Consider the following 23,433-nt stretch of genomic DNA (forward strand, 5'->3'; position numbering starts at 1 on the left):
GATCCCACTCTCTGCCTCACGACGCCTTCGCCAAGATTCAGATCAGTCGCCCTGAGTGTACCTATTTTTTATGGCTTCGAACTCGCCGCTCGCCCAGCTCACTTCAGCGAAATGGTACATAAATTCCAGATTTTCATAAGGGTCACCGTGCCGTTCCGCCCTTTTCGCGAGATCGAACAGGATCAGAAAATTGACCGCAGCGGTACGGTTCTTGAGGTCGACCACATCCATATCCGGCAAGATGGAGTGACCGTGCCCGTGGCGGGCGATGCTCTCTGCGATTGCATCACATCCCGACGGCAAGCGGCCGGAGGAGAACGCGACCGTGGCTCCAGCTATAACGTCGGCAAGCTGGATTGCAGGATGATCGCGCGAATCCACGAACGCAATCGGCTCCAGCATCTTCCACCCAAGAGGCTCAGGATCGTGGTTCATGCGGGCGCGTTTGATGCCGGGATCGTTCTCGTCGCCACTGAAGTTGGCTACACTCGCCTGTAACGGTTTGCTCGCGTCGCACCGCACCGAGAGCAGCTTTCCAGTGCGGCCCCAATAATTGAGGTGGCTCCAGAGCGAAGACGTCGAAAGATCAAGAGTCCAGCGGCCCTTGTCAGGAAGCACATGGTCCAGATTAGCGTTATCCGCGATGATGATATCGCGATACCCGTAGGCAAAGCGCAGAATGCATTCGAACGGGTGCTCTTTCCCTTTCTCCGTCAACGGAGGACGCGGCCGGTCGAACAGGAACGGCGCGTCCGCCGGATCGCGCGTGCGCACGTATTTCTGGAATTGCTCGATGGTGGGCCTTGCTTCACCACCAGCTTCCAGCATCCAGATATAGCTGAACATCGCGACGAATTGGTGGAATTTTTTCTGATAGAGCAGGCTGGGGTCGTCCTGATAGACCGGCTCGTAAATGTATTCGAAAAACCAACCGCACAGCGCCAGCAGCTTGTCGTGGACATTGACGACGTATCGGCCGTCAACGGCCTCAAAGATCGCTCCGACCAACCTTCGTCCTCGCTCCGAGGCGAGAAGCTTGCTCGCCTTGAGTTCAGGCATCTGAACTGGGTGGTCACGCCGCGCCTTCGCGATAATCTCAAAGGCTTCCGTATCTCTTGCCGCGACCGAGGCGAACGCGAACATCCGCTGGTCCTTGTGAAGAAGGTCAGGACCAGTATGACCAGATTCGTCGCACGCCACTTCGAGGATTTCAGCCATCGCTAATTATAACATGTTTTGAAACGAACCGGCCGACAATAGTAAGACTTGGAAAGACGCCTCTCCGAGGCGTCGGGCAAATCACCTCAGCGATCTTACGCGATTCTCACGGCAAATGGGGCCGGCCGAAGCAAAATCGCCCTGCGCGGAAAAAGTCATTTCGCGAGCTATTTCAATGCGGAGCGACCGGCCTCCTCCGAGAGGCGAAATCTCCTATTTCTTTTTTACAGAAATCATGCAATCCTTCTCCCATCCCACCCCTCCGAGAGGGGCGTACGCGCGGTCGTCACGATACGTGGGGTGGGGATGTGGTGGCCGTGTCGGGTCGCAGCGTGGCTTCGTGTCGCGCCGACGAACGATCTCGATGCGGACGTGAAATCGTGTGGGCCTGGCCTCCCGGTGCTGAGGTCAAGCCGGCGATGACGCCTGAACGCGTCGCGTCGGCGACGGGGACAAGAACGCCGATCCCCGGGGCGAGCACGTATAAGCGTTAAGACCGCCACGCGGGGAATGCCGGATGTTCGGCTGAACCTGTGGTGACTGCCGCCTGCTTTTTTGTTGCAGGCGGGCCATGGGTGAGGCCTTCACCCGGCATTCCCCGTGCCCTCTCGTTGGTCTTGGAGGGCGGACGGACGCATCACCTGGGCGGAGGACGCCGCGGGATTGCGGGCGTGTGTCTGAGGGTTGGAATGTCGATGGAGGCAAGACTCTCTCCCCACGTCATTCCGGGGCATCGCGAAGCGATGAGCCCGGAATCCATAACCACGAGCGGATGTTGTTGGAACGAGATGGAGTTGCCGGCGTGCCTCTCACAGCGGCCTGTGGTTATGGATTCCGGGCTCGCCCTGCGGGCGCCCCGGAATGACGTGGGGAGAGAGTGTCGCGTGAGGTCGAGCAGATGTGGGGGGCAGACGACAGATGACACCGCCCTACCCGCAAGCCCCCGCCTCAGAACCGCGGCAGATCCGGAAACGCCAGCTTGCCCGCATGGACATGCATCCGCCCGAGCTCCGCACACCGATGCAGCGTCGGAAACACCTTGCCGGGGTTCAACAGGCCCTGGCTGTCGAACGCGCATTTCACGCGCTGCTGCTGGTTGAGGTCGATCTCGGTGAACATGTCCGGCATCAGGTCGCGCTTCTCGATGCCGACGCCATGCTCGCCGGTGAGGACGCCGCCGAGCTCGACGCAGCAGCGCAGGATGTCGGCGCCGAAGGCTTCGGCACGCTCCATCTCGCCGGGCTTGTTGGCGTCGTAGAGGATCAGCGGATGCAGATTGCCGTCGCCGGCATGGAAGACGTTGGCGCAGCCGAGCTGATATTTTTCCGACAGCTCGCGGATGCGCGCCAAGGCCTTGGGCAGCGCGCCGCGCGGGATGGTGCCGTCCATGCAGAGATAGTCCGGCGAGATGCGGCCCACTGCGGGGAAAGCCGCCTTGCGGCCGGCCCAGAACAGATTGCGCTCGGCCTCGGAGGTCGAGATCCGGCAGGTGGTCGAGCCGCAGCCATTCGCGATCGCCTCGACGCGGCTGATCAGTTCGTCGACCTCGACGCCGGGGCCGTCGAGCTCGATGATCAAGAGCGCCTCGACGTCGAGCGGATAGCCGGCATGGACGAAGGCCTCGGCGGCGTGAATGGCCGGCTTGTCCATCATCTCCATGCCGCCGGGGATGATGCCGGCGCCGATGATGCGCGCGACGCATTCGCCGGCGGCCTCGACCTCGGCGAAGCCGACCATCAGCGCGCGCGCCGTCTCCGGTTTTTGCAGGATACGCACGGTCACCTCGGTGACCACGCCGAGCAGCCCTTCCGAGCCGGTGATGAGGCCCATCAGGTCATAGCCGGCATTCTCGGTGCACTTGCCTCCGATGCGCAACACCTCGCCGTTGATCAGCACGATCTCGCATCCCAGCACGTTGTTGGTGGTCATGCCGTATTTCAGGCAGTGCACGCCGCCGGAATTCTCCGCGACATTGCCGCCGATCGAGCAGGCGATCTGCGACGACGGGTCGGGCGCGTAGTAGAAGCCGGCATGCGCCACCGCCTGGCTGATGGCGAGGTTGGTCACGCCCGGCTCGGTGACGACCACGCGGTTCTCGAAATCGATCTCGCGGATGCGCTTGAACTTGCCCAGCCCGAGCAGCACGCCGTCGGCCAATGGCAGGGCGCCGCCCGACAGCGACGTGCCGGAGCCGCGCGGAACCACCTTGATGCCTTGTTGATGGCAATATTTGAGAACCGTAGAGACCTGTGCCGTCGTCTCCGGCAGCACCACGACCATCGGCGGCTGGCGATACGCCATCAATCCGTCGGACTCGTAAGGCAGCATTTCGGCGGCGCTGTCGATGACGCCCTCGCCTGGGACAATCGCGCGCAGTGCAGCAACGATCTCGCCGCGGCGCGCCAGCACCGCCTGATCAGCCTCCGGCATCATGATGGCCATCGCGCGCGTCTCCTGACCTCGATTTCGACCGTCATATCAACCACAACCGCGGCGCTTTGGGTAGGCGGACGCGGCCGGTTTCGCTGTTTGCTGCCGCGCAAAGTTCGCGGCGATCAAATGAACCCTATCCCGATGGACGGCTTGTCTGAGGGCGGAGGCCATGCCACAAACCTGCGCACGATTTTTGTCTCGAAACCACAGAGCCTGATCCATGAAGAAACTGACTTTGACCGCGCTCGTCGTGATCGCCTCGTCGTCGTTGACCTCGGCCGTGCTGGCGCAGGATGCCGCCGCCGGCAAGACCTCCTTCAACAAGTGCCTGCCCTGCCATGCGATCGGCGAAGGCGCGAAGAACAAGGTCGGCCCGGAACTGAACGGTCTCGACGGCCGCAAGTCGGGCTCCGCGCCGGACTACAACTATTCGGAAGCCAACAAGAACTCCGGGATCACCTGGAACGAGGCCGTGTTCAAGGAATACATCAAGGATCCGAAGGCCAAGATCCCCGGCACCAAGATGACCTTCGCGGGCATCAAGAACGAGACCGAGATCAACAACCTGTGGGCGTACATCGCCTCGTTCGACAAGGACGGCAAGCAGAAGCAGTAAACGGCGGCGCGACTCCCGCGCAGCCCTCGAAGCCCCGGCCGCGCGCCGGGGCTTTTTCGTTTTCAAGGTGCGGCCGCCGCAGTCGCCGTGAGCGCGCCGACCATCCGCTCGACCTCGGCGGCAACGAGCTCCGGCACGGCGTTCTGCACCATGTGGCCGAGATCGGGCACGACGATCAGGCGGGTCTGCGGCAGCACCTGCGCCAGCCGCCGCGCATGAATGTCGGTGTAGACGGTCTTGTCGGCGTCGCCGGCCAGGATGGTGACGGGGACTTTGATCTCGGCGTAGCGCGGCGACTGCTCGATCACCGCCTGCTTGAGGGTGACGAGGTCGAGCGCATTGGCGAGGAATTCGCGCGGTCGCAGCAGCAGCGGCGTCGCGCTCTGGTCGACGAAATCGTCCGGCATCTGCTGCGGTGCAAACACGCCGCGGGCGCCGGGGCCCATCAGCGCCAGGCCGAGCGGCAGGGTGATGGTGTGGGCCAGCAAGGGGCCGATCACCGGCGTGGTCACCGCCGCATTGTACTGCCCGACCCCGCCGCGCCAGGGATAGGCGACCGGCGCCAGCATCACGAGGCCGGCGACGCGGTCCGGAAAGTCGAGCGCCATGCGCAGGCCGAGCGCGCCGCTCCAGGAATGCACGACCAGGATCACCGGGCCGGTCCCGAGCCGCCCGAGCGCCTCGTCCAGCATCCGCGCCTGCGCGGCAGGCGTGGAATCCTCGGCCCGCGCTCGCGGGCTCCAGCCATGGCCAGGACGATCGACCAGCAGCACCCGGTGGCGCTCCGCCAGCATGTCGCCGAGCGGCCGGCGCATCGCCTCGAGGTTCGAGCTGGCGCCGTGGAGCAGCAACAGCGGCGGCTTTTTGCTGTCGCGGGGGCCGATATCCACAAGATTGATCGTCGCCCCATCGACATCGATGGCCTGCCCTTGCGCCGGATAGCGGCGCTCGACCACTGCGACGCCGGCCCTTGTGAGCAGCGCGAGTACGGCCAATGCGCCCACCAAGAACATTGATATCATTGATAGTTTTCTGCCTGTCACGGAGACAGTTACGAGCCGGATCGGCGGGAGTTGCAGATCCGGCAGCCGGGTTTGGCCGTTACGACCGGAAATCCTGTCATCACGGCGTCGTCGGCCATTTTATAACCATGGTCGGGACTTTTCCTCGCAATCGGCTGATGGCCGTGAATTACTTCCGGTCGGGTCATTGCGCGGTGCGACCTGCGATGACCGGCCCTGCGTTTAGTTTGGTGTTTTGGGAGGGGGTTACCGATGAGTGTTCGTTCGAGCGAGACGGCCATCGACGAGATCGTCGCCAGCTGCAATGGCGATCTTCGTGGCGCGCTGAAGGCCCTGCTGCTGGTCAACGAGCATCTGGAGGCCGAGATCGCGCAGCTGTATGCCGCAGCCGCGCAATATGGCCTGCCGGACCGCCGCAGCACCGCCTTTCACTGAGCGGCCGGACCGGCGGCTCGCGCCGATCCGTCCCCCCGTCAATCCTCCTGCGTCATGTCCTTGTTCGGGCACGCGTTGATCGTCGATCGCGCCAGCTTGGCGTCGTCTCTCGACTTGAACGGGCCGGATGCGAACCAGATGTCCCCGATGATGACGGGATTGCTGGTCACGATCTCGCAGCGATTGGTGGCGCGGTTTCCCACCACCCAGAACAGGTCGTCGGCCCAGGCGGCCGTCGCCGTCATCCCCATCAGCACCGTCGTCAGCACCGCACGCCTCATCGCGCCGTCTCCTGCCCAGGTTTCATCCGATCAAACGGCAGTTGGGGGCGCGCGGATTGGCCGGCAAGCACGGCCGTCGCAACATGGTTAACCAGCCGTAAAGGCTCAGATGTCGCGGCCCTCGACCTTCTCGGTCAGGGTTTTGACGAGCTCCGGCACCTTTTCCAGGTGCGGATTGACCTCGAGCGCCTTGCGGAAGGCATCCAGCGCGCGCTTTTCCTCGCCGAGGTCCTGCATGATCATGCCGAGACCGGCGAGCGCGCCGAAGTGCCGCGGCTCCCGGACCAGCACCTGCTGGATGTCGGCGAGCGAGCGGCCGTAATCGTTCTGCAGGTAATAGATGGTCGCCCGCCGGTTCCAGGCCTCGACATAATCCGGCCGGAGCTTGATGACCGAATCGAGCAGCTTGAGCGCGACCTCGTTCTGCTTCGCGTCCATCGCCGCCTTGGAGCGCGACATCAGCAGCGCGACGGTATCGCTGGGGGTCTGCAGCCAGATCGCCCAGATCCGCGCCTCGACATGCTTGGCACTGACATCGTCGGGCGCGGCCTTCAGCGCGCCGAACAGGAAATCGAGCCCCTTGGTCTTGTCGGCGCCGACCTTCGGCAGCTTCGACGGCGCTTCCGGGGGTTTTGGTTTGGCGCCCGATCGCGGCTCACCCTGCGCATAGGCGAGGGAAGGGACCGAAATCAGGGAGGCGGCGAGCAGAATCGCCCGGAAAGTTCGCTTGGCCATGCGGCAAGTGTAGACGCAGAAAGCGCGCCCTGCAAAGCAGAGCGCGCGTCAAAGACCTGTGAGGAGGCTCGGCAGGCGCGGGCCGGATCAGCCGGTCGATCAGCCCTGGCGGGCCTTGAAGCGGCGCTGGACCTTGTTGATCACATAGACGCGGCCCTTGCGGCGGACCAGACGGTTGGCGCGATGGCGGCCACGCAGCGACTTCAGCGAGTTACGGACCTTCATGGGACATCCTGATACGTTCGAAAGGCCGTGTTGGACAGGCCGGAAGTGGCAAATAGAAAGGGATTTCCGCAAGCGACAGGGTCGCCCGGAGTGGCCGGTTTCTAACCACCGACTTGGGCGATGTCAACGATTGAGGCGCCGGCTTCAACAAGGCCCGAGCCTGAGGTGGCCCAGGGAACCGGCCGCCGGACCAATTGCCGATTGCCAAATTCGTTATATCGTATAATCAATTTGACAAAGCCAAGAACCGAACGCCGGGAACGCCCATGCCAAAACTCGCTCTGCCCAAGATCGACGACGTCGTCGCCATCGACATCCACACCCATGCCGAGGAGCCGTGCGGCATGCATGCCGACGACGGCTACGACGATTTCCAGGCCCAGATGGCCGACTACTTCAAGTCGCCGCACAAGCATCCGCCGACCGTGCCGGAGACCGCGGCCTATTACCGCTCGAAGAACATCGCCGCCGTGATCTTCCCGGTCGATGCCGAGCGCGAGACCGGCTTCCGCCGCTACAAGAATGAAGAGATGCTGGAGATCGCCTCCGAGCATCTCGATGTGCTGATCCCGTTCGTCAGCATCGATCCGCACAAGGGCAAGCTCGGCGTCCGCGAAGCGCGCCGGCTGATCGAGGACTATGGCGTCCGCGGCTTCAAGTTCCACCCGACCATGCAGGGCTTCTACGCCAACGACCGCCTCGCCTACCCGCTCTACGAGGCGATCAACGACGGCGGCGCGATCGCGCTGTTCCACACCGGCCAGACCGGCGTCGGCTCGGGCATGCCGGGCGGCATGGGGATGCGGCTGAAGTACTCCAACCCGATGTACATGGACGACGTCGCGGCCGACTTCCCCGACCTCAAGATCATCCTCGCCCATCCCTCCTTCCCCTGGCAGGAGGAGGCACTGTCCGTCGCGACCCACAAGCCGAACGTCTACATCGATCTCTCGGGCTGGTCGCCGAAATACTTCCCGCCGATCCTGGTGCGCTACATCAACTCGATTCTGCAGGACAAGATGCTGTTCGGCTCGGACTGGCCGGTGATCACGCCGGACCGCTGGCTGGCGGACTTTGCCAAGCTGGACATCCGCGAGGAGATCCGGCCGAAGGTGCTGAAGGCCAACGCCCGCAAGCTGCTCGGCATCTGAGATCGCTCCAGGCGCGGTGGCCATCGGTCATCGCGCCTGCTTCCAAGGGAGGTTGTCGCCGTGCCGTTCAAAGCCGCCCCCTTCAAGGCTGTCGTCTTCGATGCCTATGGCACGCTGTACGACATCCAGTCGGTGGCGGCGGTGACCGAGCAGGCCTTCCCCGGCCATGGCGACCTCATCACCCAGATCTGGCGCATCAAGCAGCTCGAATACACCTGGCTGCGCTCGCTGATGCAGCGCTATCAGGATTTTGCCGTCGTCACCCGGGAGTCGCTGATCTACACGCTGCGCATTCTCGGCCTGCAGACCGATGCCGGCACGTTGGATCGCATCATCGCCAAGTACCTCGACCTCGATCCTTACCCTGACGCGCAGACTACGCTCGCCGCGATGAAGGATCATCGGCTCGCGATCCTCTCCAACGGCAGCCCCGCGATGCTCGACGGCCTGGTCAAGGCCAGTGGATTAGACACGTTGCTCGATGCGGTCGTCAGCGTCGATGCGCACAAGATCTTCAAGCCGAGTCCGCAAGCCTATGCGCTGATCGAAGAGACGCTCGGACTTGCGCCGGCCGAGGTGCTGTTCGTGTCCTCCAATCCCTGGGACGTCTGCGGCGCCAAGGCTTTCGGCCTCAACGTCGCCTGGATCGAGCGGGTCAGCCCCGAGGCCATGGCGGCGGCGTGCGTCAAGACCGACCTGGTCGCGCCGCTCACTTTGTTCAAGGCGCTGCGCACGCAGATGGACGAGTTGGGTTTTGCGCCCGACTATCGTATTGCTGCGCTGTCCGAACTGCCCGAGATCGTTGCATCGCATGAGCCTTGAATCCGTCCGCGCCTTCTTCGCCGCAAAAGCCCCCGACATCGACGTCCTCGTCTCCAGCCAGAGCTCAGCAACAGTCGCGCTCGCCGCCGAAGCCTATGGCGTGGAGCCCGCCCGCATCGCCAAGACGTTGTCTTTGCGCGTCGGCGACCGCGTCATCCTGATCGTCGCAGCGGGCCACGCGCGCATGGACAACAAGAAGGTCAAGGCGCTGTTCGGCGGCAAGCCGAAGATGCTCGGCCTCGACGAGGTCGCCGACATCACCGGCCACGAGGTCGGCGGCGTCTGCCCGTTCGGGCTGAAATCACCGCTCCCGGTGTATTGCGACCTTTCGCTGAAGGCGTTCGACATCGTCGTCCCCGCAGCAGGCTCCACCCACAGCGCGGTGAAGATCACGCCGGACCGGATGGCCGAGCTGACATCGGCCGAATGGGTCGACGTGTGCGAGGTGCAGCCCTGAGCGGCTGATGTCGGGAGGCGTGATCACCGCTTCTTTGCCTTCGCCAGCTCCTTGACCAGAAACTCCGTCAGCACCTCGACCCGTGCGGGCCGCGGGCCGCCGGGCGGCATCACCAGATGCATTGCGCCTTCGGGCTGGCTCCAGCCCCTCAGCACCACCTCGACCTCGCCAGAGGCGATGGCCTCGCCGACGATGAAGTCCGGGAGATCGGCGATGCCGAGCCCGGCGAGCACCGCCGGCAGCAGCGCCTCGCCATTGTTGACGCGCAGCTGTCCTGCGGGGCGCACGCTGGCCTGCTCGCCCGCCGCATTGGTGTAGTGCCAGACGCCGGCAGTGGAGAGGTAGGCGTAGCCGAAGCATTTGTGCTCGGCGAGATGCATGGGATGCGTCGGCCGCCCGTGTCGCTTCAGATAGGATGGCGACGCCACCGTGTAGCGCGGCATGGCGCAGAGCCGGCGCGCGACCAGCGAGGAGTCCGGCAGCCGCGCGATGCGCAGCGCGAGATCGAAGCCCTCGCCGATCAGATCGACGGTGGCATCGCTCATGTGCAGGTCGATCGAGACCTCCGGATACTGCTCCAGGAAGGCCGGCAGCAGCGGCGCGATCTTCTTGACGCCGAAGGTCATCGGCACTGCGAAGCGCACCAGGCCGCGCGGCGTCAGCGACTGCGCCAGCGCCTCGGTCTCGGCGGCCTCGCCGTCGGCCAACAGCTGCGCCGCCCGCTCGGAGAGGCGCTGGCCGGCATCGGTCAAAGCGAGGCGGCGCGAGGTGCGGTTGAACAGCCGCGTGCCCAGCCGCTCCTCCAACCGGCTCACCGCCTTGGAGACGGAGGCCTTGGAGAGGCTCAGCTCCTGCGCGGCGCCGGCGAAGGAGCGCAGCTCGACGACCTTGGCGAAGATCGCCATCGCCTCGAAATCGGGAAGTCGCGCCATCAGCTTTGATCTCGTTTTTGGAAACAATAGGTTTCAATAGTTTCTATTTCTATACCCCGGCCGCTCCTCTATTCCAATGACCAACAGCACGGCGGTCCGGTCGACCGTCGCAACCACAGGAGCAGACCCATGATCGAGTTGAAGCCCTTCGCGGCGCTGGGCGGCGCCGACCACGGCTGGCTGAAGGCCAAGCATCATTTCTCGTTCGCGAGCTATTACGACCCGAGCAACATGGGCCATGGCGCCCTGCGCGTCTGGAACGATGACGAGATCGCACCGAATACCGGCTTTCCCGCGCATCCTCATCGCGACATGGAGATCATCACCTATGTCCGCGAGGGCGCGATCACCCATCAGGACAGCCTCGGCAACAAGGGCCGCACCGAAGCCGGCGACGTCCAGGTGATGAGCGCCGGCAGCGGCATCCGCCACTCCGAGTACAATCTCGAGCCGACCACGACGCGGATCTTCCAGATCTGGATCGAGCCGGCCACCGAGGGCGGCCAGCCGACCTGGGGCGCCAAGCCGTTCCCGAAGTCGGACCGCTCCGGCAAGCTGGTCACGCTCGCCAGCGGCTTCGCGGATGACGCCGATGCGCTGCCGATCCGCGCCAAGGCCCGCGTGCTCGGCACCACACTGAAGGCCGGCGAAACCGCCGAGTACAGCGCCGACAAGGCCAGGCACCTCTATCTCGTCCCCGCCGCCGGGGCCGTCGAGGTCAATGGCATCCGCGTCAACGCCCGTGACGGCGCCGCCATCCGCGACGAAGCCAAGCTCACGATCACCGCGCTCGAGGATTCCGAGCTGGTGCTGGTCGACGCCGCCTAACCAATCCCGCTCACCCTCATCCCCACGGAGCATACCATGACCAAGGTCCTCGTTCTTTATTACTCCGCCTACGGCCATATCGAGGCGATGGCCAACGCCGTCGCCGAAGGCGCCCGCGAAGCCGGCGCCACCGTCGACATCAAGCGCGTGCCGGAACTGGTGCCCGCCGACGTCGCCAAGGCCTCCTACTACAAGCTCGACCAGGCCGCGCCGATCGCCAAGGTCGAGGAGCTCGCCGACTATGACGCGATCATCGTCGGCACCGGCACCCGGTTCGGCCGCATGGCTTCGCAGATGGCGAATTTCCTCGACCAGGCCGGCGGCCTCTGGGCCAAGGGCGCGCTGAACGGCAAGGTCGGCGGCGCCTTCACTTCGACCGCGACCCAGCATGGCGGCCAGGAAGTGACGCTGTTCTCGATCATCACCAACCTCCTGCACTTCGGCATGACCATCGTCGGCCTCAACTACGGCTTCGCCGGTCAGATGAAGCTCGACGAGGTCACCGGCGGCTCGCCCTACGGCGCGACCACCATCACCGGAGGCGACGGCAGCAGGCAGCCGAGCGAGAACGAGCTGGCGGGGGCGCGCTATCAGGGACGCGTGATCGCCGAGACCGCAAAGAAGCTGCATGGCTGATGCGACTGGGGCGGCACTTCCGTGATCGAAGTGCCGCCCCATCTCGTCGAAAGAATGTAAGGGAGTCCGCAATGCCCGCCATGCTCGAACTGGTGACGCTGGCCCGGCTGGCCCGCCATCCCCTGCAGATGATGGCGCGCCATTGGTACTGCAAGGGTCTCTACCGCGCGAGCCGCGGCCAGCGCCGCTGTCCGGAATGCACAGCTACAAGGGCTTGATCTGCACCTTCTTGAACTTCACCACGCCCGAGCCGTATTGCAGGGCGATCGGCCCCGCCGCGTGCTTGCTGTCGTCGACATCGGCGGTCTTCTCGCCGTTGAGCATCACGGTCAGCCGCGTACCCTTGGCAGTGATCTCGTAGGTATTCCACTTGCCGCCGGCCTTCGGCATCGGATCGACCTTCGACACGTCGACGATCGCGCCGGTGCCGTATTTCGGGTCGGGGCGCTTGTCGAAGATGTTGACCTCGTAGCAGATGTTGGAATCGATCTTCGCCGACTGGTCGCAGCGGATGAAGATGCCGCTGTTGGCGGCGTCGTCGACCCAGAATTCGGCCTTGATCTGGAAATCCTTGTAGCTAGCCTTGGTGACCAGATACGACGGGTCCTTGCCGTCGAGCTTGTCGGCCATCAACGCGCCGTCCTTGGCCTCCCAATTGGCCTTGCCGACCTCGGTGAACTCGACCTTCTTGTCACCATCGACAAGGGTGACCCAGCCGTCATCGGCCGACGCCATCCTGGTCATGGTCAACGCCGCACCAGTCATCACCAAGCCAGCCGCGAGCACGCCCCAGCGAATACGCATCGAAACTCCTCCCTGCAGTTTTCTGTCGCTCCGCCACGATAGCAAAGCGCCGGACAATGCAAACGAGTTTCGATGCTGCACCTGCTCTGTCGCCGAACTACACAGCCGTCGACCGCGCAAAATCGACATAGATCTCGCGCAGCCGCGTTGCCACTGGTCCCACCTTGCCGTCGCCGACAGGCTTGCCGTCGATCGTGACGACCGGCTGCACGAACGAGCTCGCGCTGGTGATGAAGGCCTCCTTGGCCCCGAGCGCTTCGGCGACCGTGAACAGCCGCTCCTCGATCTTGAGCTGGCGCTCCTCGGCGAGCTTGACCACGGCCTTGCGGGTGCAGCCCGGAAGGATGGCGTTGGAGTTCGGCCTGGTGACGATGACGTCGTCCTGGGTCAGGATGAAGGCCGACGACGACCCGCCCTCGGTGACGTGGCCGTCCTCGACCATCCAGGCTTCGCCCGCACCGGCAACTGCTGCCGCCTGTTTCGCCAGCACCTGCGCCAGCAGCGCCACGCTCTTGATGTCGCGGCGCGCCCAGCGGATGTCCGGCACGGTGATGACGCCGATGCCGGTCCTGGCCGAGGACGCATCGACGATGTTCTTCGCGGTCACGAACATCACCAGGGTCGGCTTGACGTCACCCTTCGGAAACGGGAAGTCGCGGCCTTTGTCGGCGCCACGCGTGACCTGCAGGTAGACCATGCCCTGGTCCAGCCTATTGCGCGCGACCAGTTCCTTCTGCAGCTCTTCGATGCGCGACAGACTCTCCGGCAGCGCGAGGCCGATCTCGCCGACGGAGCGCTCCAGACGGGCAAGGTGCGAGGCGCTGTCGACCAGCTTGCCGTCGAGCACGGCCGCCACTTCATAGATGCCGTCGGCGAACAGGAAGCCGCGATCGAGCACCGAGACCTTGGCCTCGGAGAGCGGCACGAAGGCGCCGTTGACGTAAGCGATCGGGTCCAAGGCGTGTCTCCTTCTTTCATCGGCGCTCGCACTATCATTGCGTGCGCTATTCGCTTCTCTCGACGTCATTCCGGGGCGATGCGGAGCATCGAACCCGGAATCTCGAGATTCCGGGTTCGCCCTGCGGGCGCCCCGGAATGACGGGCCCGCTCAATGCGACAGGATCTTCGACAGGAACTGCTGCGCGCGCTCGCTGCGGGGCTGGCCGAAGAACTCGTCCTTCTTGGCATCCTCGACGATCTCGCCGCGGTCCATGAAGATGACGCGGTGGGCGACCTTCCTGGCGAAGCCCATCTCGTGGGTGACCACCATCATGGTCATGCCTTCGCGCGCGAGATCGACCATGACGTCGAGCACCTCGCTGATCATCTCCGGGTCGAGCGCGGAGGTCGGCTCGTCGAACAGCATCGCGATCGGGTCCATGGCGAGCGCACGCGCGATCGCCACGCGCTGCTGCTGGCCGCCGGAGAGCTGCGCCGGAAACTTCTCCGCCTGCTCCTTCAGCCCGACGCGCTCCAGCAGCTTCCTGCCCTTGGCTATCGCTTCCTCGCGGCCGCGTCCCAGCACCTTCTGCTGGGCGAGGCAGAGATTGTCGATGATCTTCAGATGCGGAAACAGCTCGAAATGCTGGAACACCATGCCGACGCGCGAGCGAAGCTTCGGCAGATTGGTCTTGGAATCATTGACCTTGAGGCCGTCGATCGTGATCGAGCCGTCCTGGAACGGCTCCAGCGCATTGACGCATTTGATCAGGGTCGACTTGCCCGAGCCCGAGGGGCCGCAGACCACCACGACCTCGCCCTTGGCGACGGAAGTGGTGCAATCCTTCAGCACCTGGAAGCTCGGGCTGTACCATTTGTTGACGTGGCTGATTTCGATCATGGGAGCCGACTACCTGATGATGGCGATGCGCGACTGCAGGCGGCGGACGCCGTAGGACGCGATGCAGGAGATGGTGAAGTAGATCAGGGCTGCGAACAGATACATCTCGACCAGGCGGCCGTCGCGCTGCGCGACCTTGGAGGCGGCGCCGAGGAAGTCGGGGATCGAGAGCACATAGACCAGCGACGTGTCCTGGAACAGCACGATGGTCTGGGTCAGCAGCACCGGCAGCATGTTGCGGAACGCCTGCGGCAGCACGACGTAGCGCATGGTCTGCGCGTAGGTGAGGCCGAGCGCCGAGGCCGCGGCAGGCTGGCCGCGCGAGATCGACTGGATGCCGGCGCGCATGATCTCGGAGAAATACGCCGCCTCGAACATGATGAAGGTGATCAGCGACGAGGCGAAGGCGCCGACCTTGATCGGGCGCGACGAGCCGGTGATCCACTGCCCGATATAGGGGACCAGGAAGTAGAACCAGAAGATCACCAGCACCAGCGGCAGCGAGCGCATGAAGTCGACATAGAGCCCGGCGATCCAGCCCATCACGCGATAGCCTGATAGCCGCATCAGCGCGATCAGCGTGCCGAAGATCAGGCCGCCCGTCGCCGACAGCGCGGTCAGCGTCAGGGTGAAGGTCATGCCGTCGATGAACAGATAGCTCAGCGAGCGGCGGATGACGTCGAAATCGAAATTGGCCAGCATCTCATTTGCCCGTGATGTAGCCGGGGATCGCCACGGCGCGTTCGAGCAGCCGCATGCCGATCACGACGATGACGTTGATGACGAGATACATCAGCGTGGCGGCGCTGAACGCCTCGAACACCTGGAACGAGAATTCCTGCATCGCGCGCGCAGCCCCCGTCAGCTCGATCAGGCCGATGGTGATCGCAACCGCGCTGTTCTTGACGGTGTTGAGGAATTCGGATGTCAACGGCGGCAGGATGATGCGGAACGCCATCGGCAGCAGCACGTAGCGATAGGTCTGCAAGGTGGTGAGGCCGAGCGCGGTCGCCGCCATCTTCTGGCCGCGCGGCAGCGAGCCGATGCCTGCCGCAAGCTGCACGGCGACGCGCGCCGACATGAAAAGGCCGATCCCGACAGCCGCCGTGTAGAACGGCGCATTGGGCAGCTGCTTCAGCCACAGACCGGCGGTGCGAGGCAACAGCTCCGGCAGCACGAAGAACCACAGGAACAGCTGCACCAGCAGCGGCATGTTGCGGAAGAATTCGACGTAGAGAAAGCCGATCCAGGTCGCGAGCTTGGACGGCAGCGAGCGCAGGATGCCGACGAACGTGCCAAAGATCAGCGCGATCACCCAAGCCGACAGCGAGGTCACGATCGTGACCTTCAGCCCCGCCAGCAGCATGTCGAAATAGGTGCCGGCCCCGGTCGGGTTCGGCTCCAGGAAAATGTGCCAGTTCCAGGTGTAGTTCACGGGAGTGTCCTGAAAGGGTTAGCTCGGCACTGAGCCGATGCGATCAGCTGATATGATCGGGGTCATCGGATCAAGCTCATTCCGTCCGGCTGATGCAATCAATGGGCCAGTGTTGCCCTATTCACTCCAGCTCATAGCCCGACCGCTGCCGAGCCGGCAGTACGCACCCTCTCCCCGTTCTTCACGGGGAGAGGGAGTAGAGCGTCGCCGCGGCGACGGCTCGAGTCCAAGCTTTGCGAGCTGCATCACGCGGCAGCCGCAATTGGGGAGAGCAGCTTACGGCTTGTACGATTCCGGATCCGGCGAGTCCGACGGCTTGGCGAACTCGGCCTTCAGCTCGGCCGACATCGGGGTGTTCAGGTTGAGGCCCTTCGGCGGGATCTTCTGCATGAACCACTTGTCGTACAGCTTGGCGCCCTCGCCGCTGGTGTAGATCTTGGCGGTGGCGGCATCGACGACCTTCTTGAACTGCGGGTCGTCCTTGCGCAGCATGATGCCGTAGGGCTCGGGCTTGGAGAATGCGTCGCTCGAGATGACGTAGGCGGCGGGATCCTTCGACCCGGCGACGAGGCTCGACAGCAGGATGTCGTCCATCACGAAGGCCACCGCGCGGTCGGTCTCGACCATCAGGAAGGCCTCGGCGTGATCCTTGGCCGGGATGATGTTGATGCCGAGGCTGCGCGCGGCATTGGCTTCGGTCAGCTGCTTGATGTTGGTGGTGCCTGCGGTCGACACGACCGTCTTGCCCTTCAGATCATCGATCTTGGTGATGTTGCTCGCCTTCTTCGAGACGTAGCGGCTGGCCGTCAGGAAGTGGGTGTTGGTGAAGGAGATCTGCTTCTGGCGCTCGGCATTGTTGGTGGTCGAGCCGCATTCCAGATCGATGGTGCCGTTGGCGAGCAGCGGGATGCGGGTCGACGACGTCACCGGGTTGAGCTTGACCTCGAGCTTGTCGAGCTTGAGCTCCTTCTTCACGGCATCGACGATGCCCATGCAGATGTCGATCGCAAAGCCGATCGGCTTCTGGCTGTCATCGAGATAGGAGAACGGGATCGAGGAGTCGCGGACGCCGAGCGTGATGGTGCCGGTCTCCTTGATGTTCTTCAAAGTCCCCGTCAGGTCCTCGGCCTGCACCTGGCCGGCGCAGAGCGCGGCGGCGAAGGCAAGACCAAATAGGCGAAGCTGCTTCATCTGTATCTCCTCAATCCGGCTGATCGCCGGATGCTTGCATGAACTTCAACAAACTCAAAATGCCCCCCCAGCCTCGGACGATCTTTCGGCCGGGAGAGCGCGGGCACCATAGACCGCCCCGCGGCGGGAAGTTCTCGGACGCTTGCGACAAATTGCCTGTCGGACGTCCCCTTCGACAAGGCCGACGGGCCTATGCCGCAGCGCCAAACGCGGTGATGGTAAACTACGGAGGCCGCGGGGATGAGGCGACCCGACGAAAGTCGGAACCGCAGCGATTGCTCCTCACAGCGGCTTCCGCAGCTCACCCAGATCCCAGAACAGCCCCGCCATCAGACCCAGCGCCTCCTCCGTCACATCCAGCAGAATGTGCTCGTCCGGCGCGTGCTGCGAGCAGCCGGGATAAGAGTGCGGAACCCACATGGTCGGCATCTTCAGCACGTCGGCAAACACGTCGTTCGGCAGCGAGCCGCCGAAGTTCGGCAGCACGGCTGGCGCCTTGCCGGTGCTCATGCGGATCGAGTCCGCAGCCCATTTGATCCAGGGGCTGTCGATGTCGGCGCGCGAGGCCGCGAAGCCTTGCGTCATGCTGACTTCGATCATCGGGAAGCCGTGCGCGACGAGATGGGCCTTCACGTCTTCGACGATGGTGTCGACCTTGGTGCCGACGACGAAGCGCAGTTGCAACACGGCACGGGCGCGGCCGGGAATCGCGTTCGCCGGCTTGTCGATATTGCCCGAGGAGATCGCCAGCACCTCGAGCGTGTTCCAGGCATACAACCGCTCCGCCGGCGTCAGCCCCTCCTCGCCCCAATTGTCCGAGAGCGCCGGCTCGTCGGCGGTCGGCTCGACCTTCACGTCGGCGAGGATGGCACGGATCGCATTGGTGAGGCGCGGCGGCTTCAGCGAGTCCAGCTTGATGCGGCCTTGGCCGTCGACCAGCGTGGCAATGGCATTGGCGAGGATGGTCGCGGGATTGGCGAGCACGCCGCCCCAATTGCCGGAGTGATTGCCGCCCTCGCGCAAATTGACGTCGAGATGCAGCCGGATGCCGCCGCGGCAGCCGAGAAAGATGGTCGGACGCGCGGTCGACAGCCGCGGGCCGTCGGAGCCGATGAAGACGTCGGCCTTCAGCGCCTCGCGCTTGAGATCGGCGACCTTGGCAAGGTCGGGCGAGCCGATCTCCTCGCCCATCTCGATGATGAACTTGGCATTGAAACCGAGCTTGCCGCCGCGGGCCTCGCGTACCGCGCGCAGTGCCGCGATGTTGATGCTGTGCTGGCCCTTGTTGTCGGCGGTGCCGCGGCCATAAAGCCTGTTGCCGTCCGGCGTCACCGCCCAGGGATCGCGCCCCTCGCGCCACTCGCCGGTCATGCCGTCGACGGTGTCGCCGTGGCCGTAGCTCAGCACCGTGGGTGCACTGTCGCTCTCATGATAGGTCGCGATCAGGAACGGCGACTTGCCGCTCGGCGACGGCACGATCTCCGAGGTGAAGCCGAGCTCGGCGAAGGACGGCGTCAGCTCCTTGGTCAGATAGGCGGCGAGCTCGTCCTTGCGCTCGGGATTGAGGCTCTCGGTGCGATAGGCGACCCGGCGGCCCAGCTCGGTCAGGAAGTCACCCTTGGTCAGGCTCTGACGGGCACGGGCGATTGCATCAATCCTGGTCATGGCGCTTTTCCAGTCACAACGAAGGCGGCGTCATATCGGGATCAGGGGGCGAGCGGAAGGGGCTGGCTTTGAATTCAGTGGGACGGCGGGCAAGTCTCAGATTTCGGAACTTGATGAGCGCACCGGTGTCCAGAAGCGCTGCGGCTCGCTCGGTGTACCTCGCCCCGCTTGCGGGTGAGGGGGTACAGGTCTCTCCACAAACGCTTCCCGTGCGTGTCCGACCGGGCTGATCCCTGACATTTTAGACCGGGCTGATGCCTGACAATATTCCATCATTGGTGGGTTGTCTCCGCCGTTTCCTGCGCGACGCGGAGCCGCGCACGCGGCGGAGCAAAGCGCAGGAAACGGCGGTCGCGATTGATGATCCCAAGGTCCCGATCCGAGAAGCGGACGATGTGGTTGCCGCTCTCGTGCTTGGTGAGACCGATGAGTTCGCCGGCGAGCGCCTCGCCGACGAAGACGTGGTCGCCGCGCCATTTGATGACGCCGTTGGGACGCACGCGGCGGACTTGGTGATCGGCGTCGTACCAGGGGTCATCGAGGCGGCTCGGCATGGAGCGCTGCGGCGAGCGCCAGAGCTTGACGGGTGCCACTTGGCCGAGCGCCTCGTGCGGCCGCTCCTCGTTGAAGTGGCGCCGAAAGGCGTCGAAGCGGCGCTGCTGCTCGACAGCGGTGCCTGCCGGCGGCTTCGATGTCTCGGCCTTCAGCGTGCGATGCATGCGCTCGTGCCGGCCGTTGTCCTGCGGGCTGGATGGTGGGATGTAGCGCGGCTCGATGCCGAGCTTGAGCCACCAGATCGAGAGCGTCGAGAGGCCGCCGGCTCCAGTCGATCCGAACGGTACGCCATTGTCGGAGCGGATCGCGCGCGGAAGTCCGATCTCCTTGAAAACAAGCTCCATCGCGTTCTTCACACCGGTCGCGGTCGGATCAACAATGCGCACCTCGATCAGGTAACGGCTCGCCGCGTCGGTGATTGTCAGTGGATCACAGCGCGTTCCATCCCGGGTGCGAAACCAGCCCTTGAAGTCGATCGCCCATTCGTCATTGGGACCTTCCGCCGGCATCACCAGTTCGCCTTGCGCAATCGCCCGACGCCGGCGCGGTCGCGCTTGGACCAAGCCTTCGCGCTTGAGAATGTCGCCGATCGTCGAAGCCGCCGGCCAGTCGACCTGGGGCCGCTCGGACCCCAGCCAGGCCTTGATCTTCTTCGGGCCAAAATGCGGAAACCGTTGCCGAGTTGCGATGATCTGCCGAACCAACCGGTCCGCTGTCGCGTGCGGACAGTTCTGCACCGCATGGCTCTTCTCCTCGAACCACTGCGGATCCCCGCTCGCGCGGCGGCGCTCCCATACGTAGAACGTCTCCCGGCTGACGCCGTGCCGCGCGCACAGCTCCGTCACCGTGAAGGCTCCCGTGTCGTACTCCCGAAACAACCCAATACGCTGCTCCACAGGACTGCTCTCCCTGAAAGGCATCGTCCGATTCTCCTTCGAATCAGACGAAATTGGCCTGTCAGGAATCAACCCGGTCTAAAACGTCAGGAATCAGCCCGGTTCATACCGCCGCTGCCCCTCACCCCAGCCCTCTCCCCGTGAAGGACGGGGAGAGGGAGCGGACTGATGCTGGGAAGAGAGTATTCCTAACAACTACACGCCAGCATGATCTCATTCCGCCGCAGCATCGGCAGGGTCCAGGGCGGGTTGTAGAAGGCGAGCAGCGGTGCCCCTGAGACGGTGATCCCCTGGCTCTGCGCGTAGTCGCGCAACTCGCGGGTCTTGTCGGCCAGAATGCCGTCGGAATACGAGCCCGAGAACGTCAGCGCGATCATGCGCTGAGCCGGCAGCGGCGTCAGCTTGATCCTCGCATCGGCCGGCGGCGGCAGGGTGTCCAGCGACCAGTTCGACGGCATCACGAAGCTGACGCTCCAGCGGTCGCTGCCGACGCCCTCCGCAGGCGCTGTGGCGGCCTGTTGCTGCACCGGCGCAGTCATCGCGATCTTGGCCTTGCCCTGGTTGGCGCCGAAGATGTAGCCGCCGATGATGCGAAAGCCTTCTTCGATCGCCGGCTTGCGCGCACCTTGCACCTCGGCCTGCGCGATGATCATCGGCGCATAGGCGCGGATCTCGAATGCACCGTCGCGCTTCACCACGTCATATCTCGGATGTTCGACCCGGCTCATGATCGGCCCTGCGGCGATGGCGGCACCGGCCAGGGCGAGCACGACGAGGCCAATCGACCAGACCAGCATGCGGCGTCTCCTCGATGTTGGCCTCTCGGTCATGGCGGTGGCCCGTCAGGTTGGCACTCACCAGGAAACGAGGACGAGAGGCCAACGGATCAGGTCGTAAGGTTCGTCCGCGCCATCCTTCGAGGCGTCCGCCGCTTGCGAGCGGCAGGCGACCCGACGGGCGACTCAGTGGAAGCGCGAGGATCAAGTGCACCGCTGAGCCGCCAACGGCCCGGCCCCGCGACACCGCATCGGTGACTGCACCGAAAGCGAGAATTCCGTAGCGCCCTCAGCGCGATCACCTCTGTCCAGATGCCGCTGCAAAAATTTCCTTGTTTCGCTTTTACGGAAATCGTGCTCTCCTTCCTGCATCCCGCCTCATGCAGAGGGACGTACGCGTCGTCACGATACGGAGAGGCGGGGAGCGGTGGCCGCGGGTCTGTCAGGCGCTGTTGCGCAAGACGAATGGCAATTCGCGGACGTTCAAGCCGTGTGGTCCTGGTGCCCCGAAGCTGGCGCCAAGCTCGTTGCCGACCTGATGTGTCGCGCGGGCGACGGGGGCAATCAAGCCGGTCCCCGGGGAGAGCGCGGAGCAGACGTTAAGACCATCGCGCAGGGAAGGCCGGGATGTTCCAGCCGAACCTGTGGTTCCTACCCCGTGCATTTCTTTCGCACGGGGGCCATGGGGGCGGCGGGCTCCCGGTCTTCCCTGCGCCCTCTGTTCGAAGAGGGCGAGCTGATAGCAAAGCTCGGGTGCAGATGCGCCGCGAGAAAGTGGCTGCATGGGTCTCCGCACCGCGCGTCTCTTCGTCAGCGCGGTGTTCTCGCAATGACTTGGAGAGGGCGGTGCAACACACTCGCTGTCATTCCGGGGCGCGCGCAGCGCGAACCCGGAATCCATCGGGCCGCGGGCTGTACTGCAAAATGGATTCGCGCTGCGCGCGCCCCGGAATGACGGAGGAGAGAGTGGGCGTTTCACAACTCCCTTGCATTGCTGAACGCGAACGAGCTGACGCGGCGCGTGGTCTCGTCCAGGATCAGCGTGCGTGTGATCGGCGGCTCGGCGCGCTGGGCGCAGTTTTCGCGCTCGCAAAGCCGGCAGTTGACGCCGATGGGCGTGCCTTCGGCCGTCTCCAGGTCCATGCCGGCGGCATAGACGAGGCGCGAGGCATGACGGATCTCGCAGCCCAGTCCGATCGCAAAGCGCGGCTGCGGCATCGGGTGCGGCGCGACCGGGCGCCGGACCATCTGGGCGATCGAGAAATAGCGCGAGCCGTCCGGCAGTTCGATGATCTGCTTCAGCAGGCGGTCGGGCGTGTCGAAGGTCGAATGGACGTTCCACAGCGGACAGGTGCCGCCGAACTTCGAGAACGGGAAGGTGCCCGAGGAGAAGCGTTTGGAGACGTTGCCGGCGCTGTCGACGCGCAGCATGAAGAACGGAACGCCGCGCGCGTTCGGGCGCGACAAGGTGGTGAGGCGGTGGCACACCTGCTCGAAGCCGGTGTTGAAGCGCTGCGCCAGCACGTTGATGTCGTAGCTCAGCGCTTCCGCCGCGGCGAGGAACGGCGCATAGGGCATCATCACGGCGGCGGCGAAGTAGCTCGCCAGTGTCATGCGGTAGAGCCGGCGCGAGGTGTCGTCGAGTGCGCCGGCGCGGCCGATGATGACCTCGAACTGCGGCAGGCATTCCGCCATGCCGAGCTGAAACGCGAGCTGGAAGGTGCGGCCGGGCCCGTCGACGAGCTCGGAGATCAGCAGCTGGCGACGATGGCGGTCGTAACGGCGCAACGTCTCGCGCATGACGTCGACCGGCATCACGCGGGTCTGCACCGAATGTTTCTCGCGCAAGCGCGCGGCGAGCGCGGCGTACAGCTCTTCGGCGGGGACGTCGAGCGCGTCGCGCAGGCTTTCGGCCTGCTGCTCGAGCTCGGCGAAATAGTTGCGGTTGGCCTCGATCAGATCGCGCACTCGCTCGATCGGGTTGGCCTCGAAATGCCCGCCCGCGTTGCGGTCCGCCATCTGCGCCGCGACGAGCGTCTCGCCGCGGCGGGCTTCGGCATAGGCCGCGTACAGCCGCTGCAACGCGTGGGTGACGCCGGGGCACAGCTCGGCGAGGTCGCGCAGCTCCTGCTTGGGCAGCTCGATCTGGCGGAACAGGGGATCGGAGAAGATCTCGTTGAGCTCGGCGAAAAAGCGGTCCTCGTCGGCGGTGGCGAGATCGCGCAGATCGAGGTCATAGACCTCGGCCAGCCGCAGCAGGATCTGGGCGCTCACCGGTCGCTGGTTGCGCTCGATCAGGTTGACGTAGCTTGGCGAGATGCCGAGCCCCTCCGCCAATTGAGTCTGCGACAGGCCCAGCTGCTGGCGGATGCGGCGGAAGCGCGGCCCGACGAACAGCTTCTTTCCGGACTCACCGGGCATGGCGATCTCCCGCAGGCCGACCGGCCTGGATTTGTGACAAAATTTACAAAATGACATTT

Annotated in this window: 25 protein-coding genes; 8 read left to right on the forward strand and 17 right to left on the reverse strand. The window is 64.5% G+C overall.

Annotated elements, in window-relative coordinates:
• Positions 1–42: 42 nt before the first annotated feature.
• Together QX108_RS26090 and QX108_RS26095 are read right to left on the reverse strand one after the other, a co-directional pair.
• Complete coding sequence (locus QX108_RS26090; RefSeq protein WP_315784436.1) at positions 43–1,218, reverse strand: DUF3800 domain-containing protein; 1,176 nt, start codon at positions 1,216–1,218, stop codon at positions 43–45.
• A 948-nt stretch (positions 1,219–2,166) separates the two neighbouring features.
• Positions 2,167–3,660, reverse strand: coding sequence for an FAD-linked oxidase C-terminal domain-containing protein (locus QX108_RS26095; RefSeq protein WP_315784434.1), 1,494 nt, complete (start codon positions 3,658–3,660; stop codon positions 2,167–2,169).
• A gap of 211 nt (positions 3,661–3,871) precedes the next feature.
• Between QX108_RS26095 and cycA the strand changes: the two genes are divergently transcribed.
• Complete coding sequence (gene cycA, locus QX108_RS26100; protein ID WP_315721818.1) at positions 3,872–4,267, forward strand: cytochrome c-550 CycA; 396 nt, start codon at positions 3,872–3,874, stop codon at positions 4,265–4,267.
• A gap of 62 nt (positions 4,268–4,329) precedes the next feature.
• On the opposite strand, the gene QX108_RS26105 is transcribed toward cycA, so the two are convergent.
• Positions 4,330–5,289, reverse strand: a complete 960-nt coding sequence (locus QX108_RS26105; protein ID WP_315784432.1) for an alpha/beta hydrolase — start codon at positions 5,287–5,289, stop codon at positions 4,330–4,332.
• Between the two features lie 252 nt (positions 5,290–5,541).
• On the opposite strand from QX108_RS26105, the gene QX108_RS26110 reads away from it, so the two are divergent.
• Positions 5,542–5,724, forward strand: a complete 183-nt coding sequence (locus QX108_RS26110) for a hypothetical protein (protein ID WP_015669379.1) — start codon at positions 5,542–5,544, stop codon at positions 5,722–5,724.
• 38 nt (positions 5,725–5,762) lie between these two features.
• On the opposite strand, the gene QX108_RS26115 is transcribed toward QX108_RS26110, so the two are convergent.
• The 3 genes from QX108_RS26115 to ykgO all read right to left on the reverse strand — a co-directional run bounded on the left by QX108_RS26115 (position 5,763) and on the right by ykgO (position 6,965).
• The gene (locus tag QX108_RS26115; RefSeq protein WP_315784431.1) at positions 5,763–6,005 is read right to left on the reverse strand and encodes a hypothetical protein; all 243 of its coding nucleotides are present in this window, start codon (positions 6,003–6,005) and stop codon (positions 5,763–5,765) included.
• A 105-nt stretch (positions 6,006–6,110) separates the two neighbouring features.
• Positions 6,111–6,740 carry a tetratricopeptide repeat protein gene (locus tag QX108_RS26120; RefSeq protein WP_172113283.1) on the reverse strand — a complete coding sequence of 210 codons (630 nt, stop codon included), beginning with the start codon at positions 6,738–6,740 and terminating at the stop codon, positions 6,111–6,113.
• 99 nt (positions 6,741–6,839) lie between these two features.
• Positions 6,840–6,965 carry a type B 50S ribosomal protein L36 gene (gene ykgO / locus QX108_RS26125; RefSeq protein WP_006611362.1) on the reverse strand — a complete coding sequence of 42 codons (126 nt, stop codon included), beginning with the start codon at positions 6,963–6,965 and terminating at the stop codon, positions 6,840–6,842.
• 266 nt (positions 6,966–7,231) lie between these two features.
• Between ykgO and QX108_RS26130 the strand changes: the two genes are divergently transcribed.
• The 3 genes from QX108_RS26130 to QX108_RS26140 are packed head-to-tail and all read left to right on the forward strand — an operon-like array spanning position 7,232 to position 9,395.
• Complete coding sequence (locus QX108_RS26130; RefSeq protein ID WP_257170772.1) at positions 7,232–8,116, forward strand: amidohydrolase family protein; 885 nt, start codon at positions 7,232–7,234, stop codon at positions 8,114–8,116.
• A 60-nt stretch (positions 8,117–8,176) separates the two neighbouring features.
• Positions 8,177–8,938: a haloacid dehalogenase type II gene (locus QX108_RS26135; RefSeq protein ID WP_315784428.1), complete on the forward strand. Its 762-nt coding sequence runs from the start codon at positions 8,177–8,179 to the stop codon at positions 8,936–8,938.
• Positions 8,928–9,395, forward strand: coding sequence for a YbaK/EbsC family protein (locus QX108_RS26140; protein ID WP_315721823.1), 468 nt, complete (start codon positions 8,928–8,930; stop codon positions 9,393–9,395). The genes QX108_RS26135 and QX108_RS26140 overlap by 11 nt, the downstream gene beginning before the upstream one ends.
• A 23-nt stretch (positions 9,396–9,418) precedes the next feature.
• Here the strand turns inward: QX108_RS26140 and QX108_RS26145 are convergent, their stop codons facing one another.
• The gene (locus QX108_RS26145) at positions 9,419–10,327 is read right to left on the reverse strand and encodes a LysR family transcriptional regulator (protein ID WP_315784426.1); all 909 of its coding nucleotides are present in this window, start codon (positions 10,325–10,327) and stop codon (positions 9,419–9,421) included.
• A gap of 129 nt (positions 10,328–10,456) precedes the next feature.
• Here QX108_RS26145 and QX108_RS26150 point away from each other — a divergent pair, with 129 nt between their 5' ends.
• The 3 genes from QX108_RS26150 to QX108_RS26160 all read left to right on the forward strand — a co-directional run bounded on the left by QX108_RS26150 (position 10,457) and on the right by QX108_RS26160 (position 12,009).
• A complete protein-coding gene (locus QX108_RS26150; RefSeq protein ID WP_315721825.1) occupies positions 10,457–11,155 on the forward strand; it encodes a pirin family protein in 699 nt (232 codons plus the stop codon).
• Between the two features lie 36 nt (positions 11,156–11,191).
• Positions 11,192–11,791, forward strand: a complete 600-nt coding sequence (gene wrbA / locus QX108_RS26155) for an NAD(P)H:quinone oxidoreductase (protein ID WP_257170767.1) — start codon at positions 11,192–11,194, stop codon at positions 11,789–11,791.
• Positions 11,792–11,871: 80 nt separating this feature from the next.
• Positions 11,872–12,009 (forward strand): hypothetical protein, encoded by a 138-nt coding sequence (locus tag QX108_RS26160; protein ID WP_315721826.1) that lies wholly within the window; start codon positions 11,872–11,874, stop codon positions 12,007–12,009.
• On the opposite strand, the gene QX108_RS26165 is transcribed toward QX108_RS26160, so the two are convergent.
• The 10 genes from QX108_RS26165 to QX108_RS26210 form a co-directional block, all read right to left on the reverse strand.
• Positions 11,996–12,595, reverse strand: a complete 600-nt coding sequence (locus QX108_RS26165) for a DUF1080 domain-containing protein (RefSeq protein ID WP_172113275.1) — start codon at positions 12,593–12,595, stop codon at positions 11,996–11,998. The genes QX108_RS26160 and QX108_RS26165 overlap by 14 nt on opposite strands.
• Before the next feature lie 97 nt (positions 12,596–12,692).
• A complete protein-coding gene (locus QX108_RS26170; protein WP_315784421.1) occupies positions 12,693–13,553 on the reverse strand; it encodes a D-amino-acid transaminase in 861 nt (286 codons plus the stop codon).
• 150 nt (positions 13,554–13,703) lie between these two features.
• Entirely contained in the window at positions 13,704–14,435 is a 732-nt protein-coding gene (locus QX108_RS26175) for an amino acid ABC transporter ATP-binding protein (protein WP_172113273.1), read from the reverse strand.
• A 9-nt stretch (positions 14,436–14,444) separates the two neighbouring features.
• A complete protein-coding gene (locus QX108_RS26180) occupies positions 14,445–15,137 on the reverse strand; it encodes an amino acid ABC transporter permease (protein ID WP_315721830.1) in 693 nt (230 codons plus the stop codon).
• Position 15,138: 1 nt separating this feature from the next.
• A complete protein-coding gene (locus QX108_RS26185) occupies positions 15,139–15,870 on the reverse strand; it encodes an amino acid ABC transporter permease (protein WP_315721831.1) in 732 nt (243 codons plus the stop codon).
• A 276-nt stretch (positions 15,871–16,146) separates the two neighbouring features.
• Positions 16,147–17,061 (reverse strand): amino acid ABC transporter substrate-binding protein, encoded by a 915-nt coding sequence (locus QX108_RS26190; protein WP_315784418.1) that lies wholly within the window; start codon positions 17,059–17,061, stop codon positions 16,147–16,149.
• Between the two features lie 282 nt (positions 17,062–17,343).
• Entirely contained in the window at positions 17,344–18,726 is a 1,383-nt protein-coding gene (locus tag QX108_RS26195; protein WP_315784416.1) for a M20 family metallopeptidase, read from the reverse strand.
• A 272-nt stretch (positions 18,727–18,998) separates the two neighbouring features.
• Positions 18,999–20,177: an integrase core domain-containing protein gene (locus QX108_RS26200; RefSeq protein ID WP_315781952.1), complete on the reverse strand. Its 1,179-nt coding sequence runs from the start codon at positions 20,175–20,177 to the stop codon at positions 18,999–19,001.
• A 188-nt stretch (positions 20,178–20,365) separates the two neighbouring features.
• Complete coding sequence (locus QX108_RS26205) at positions 20,366–20,974, reverse strand: heme-binding protein (RefSeq protein WP_315785633.1); 609 nt, start codon at positions 20,972–20,974, stop codon at positions 20,366–20,368.
• A 954-nt stretch (positions 20,975–21,928) separates the two neighbouring features.
• Positions 21,929–23,374: a short-chain fatty acyl-CoA regulator family protein gene (locus tag QX108_RS26210; RefSeq protein WP_315785636.1), complete on the reverse strand. Its 1,446-nt coding sequence runs from the start codon at positions 23,372–23,374 to the stop codon at positions 21,929–21,931.
• Positions 23,375–23,433 lie beyond the last annotated feature (59 nt).

This window comes from Bradyrhizobium sp. SZCCHNR1002 (genome assembly GCF_032381435.1).
Classification (GTDB): Bacteria; Pseudomonadota; Alphaproteobacteria; order Rhizobiales; family Xanthobacteraceae; genus Bradyrhizobium; species Bradyrhizobium aeschynomenes.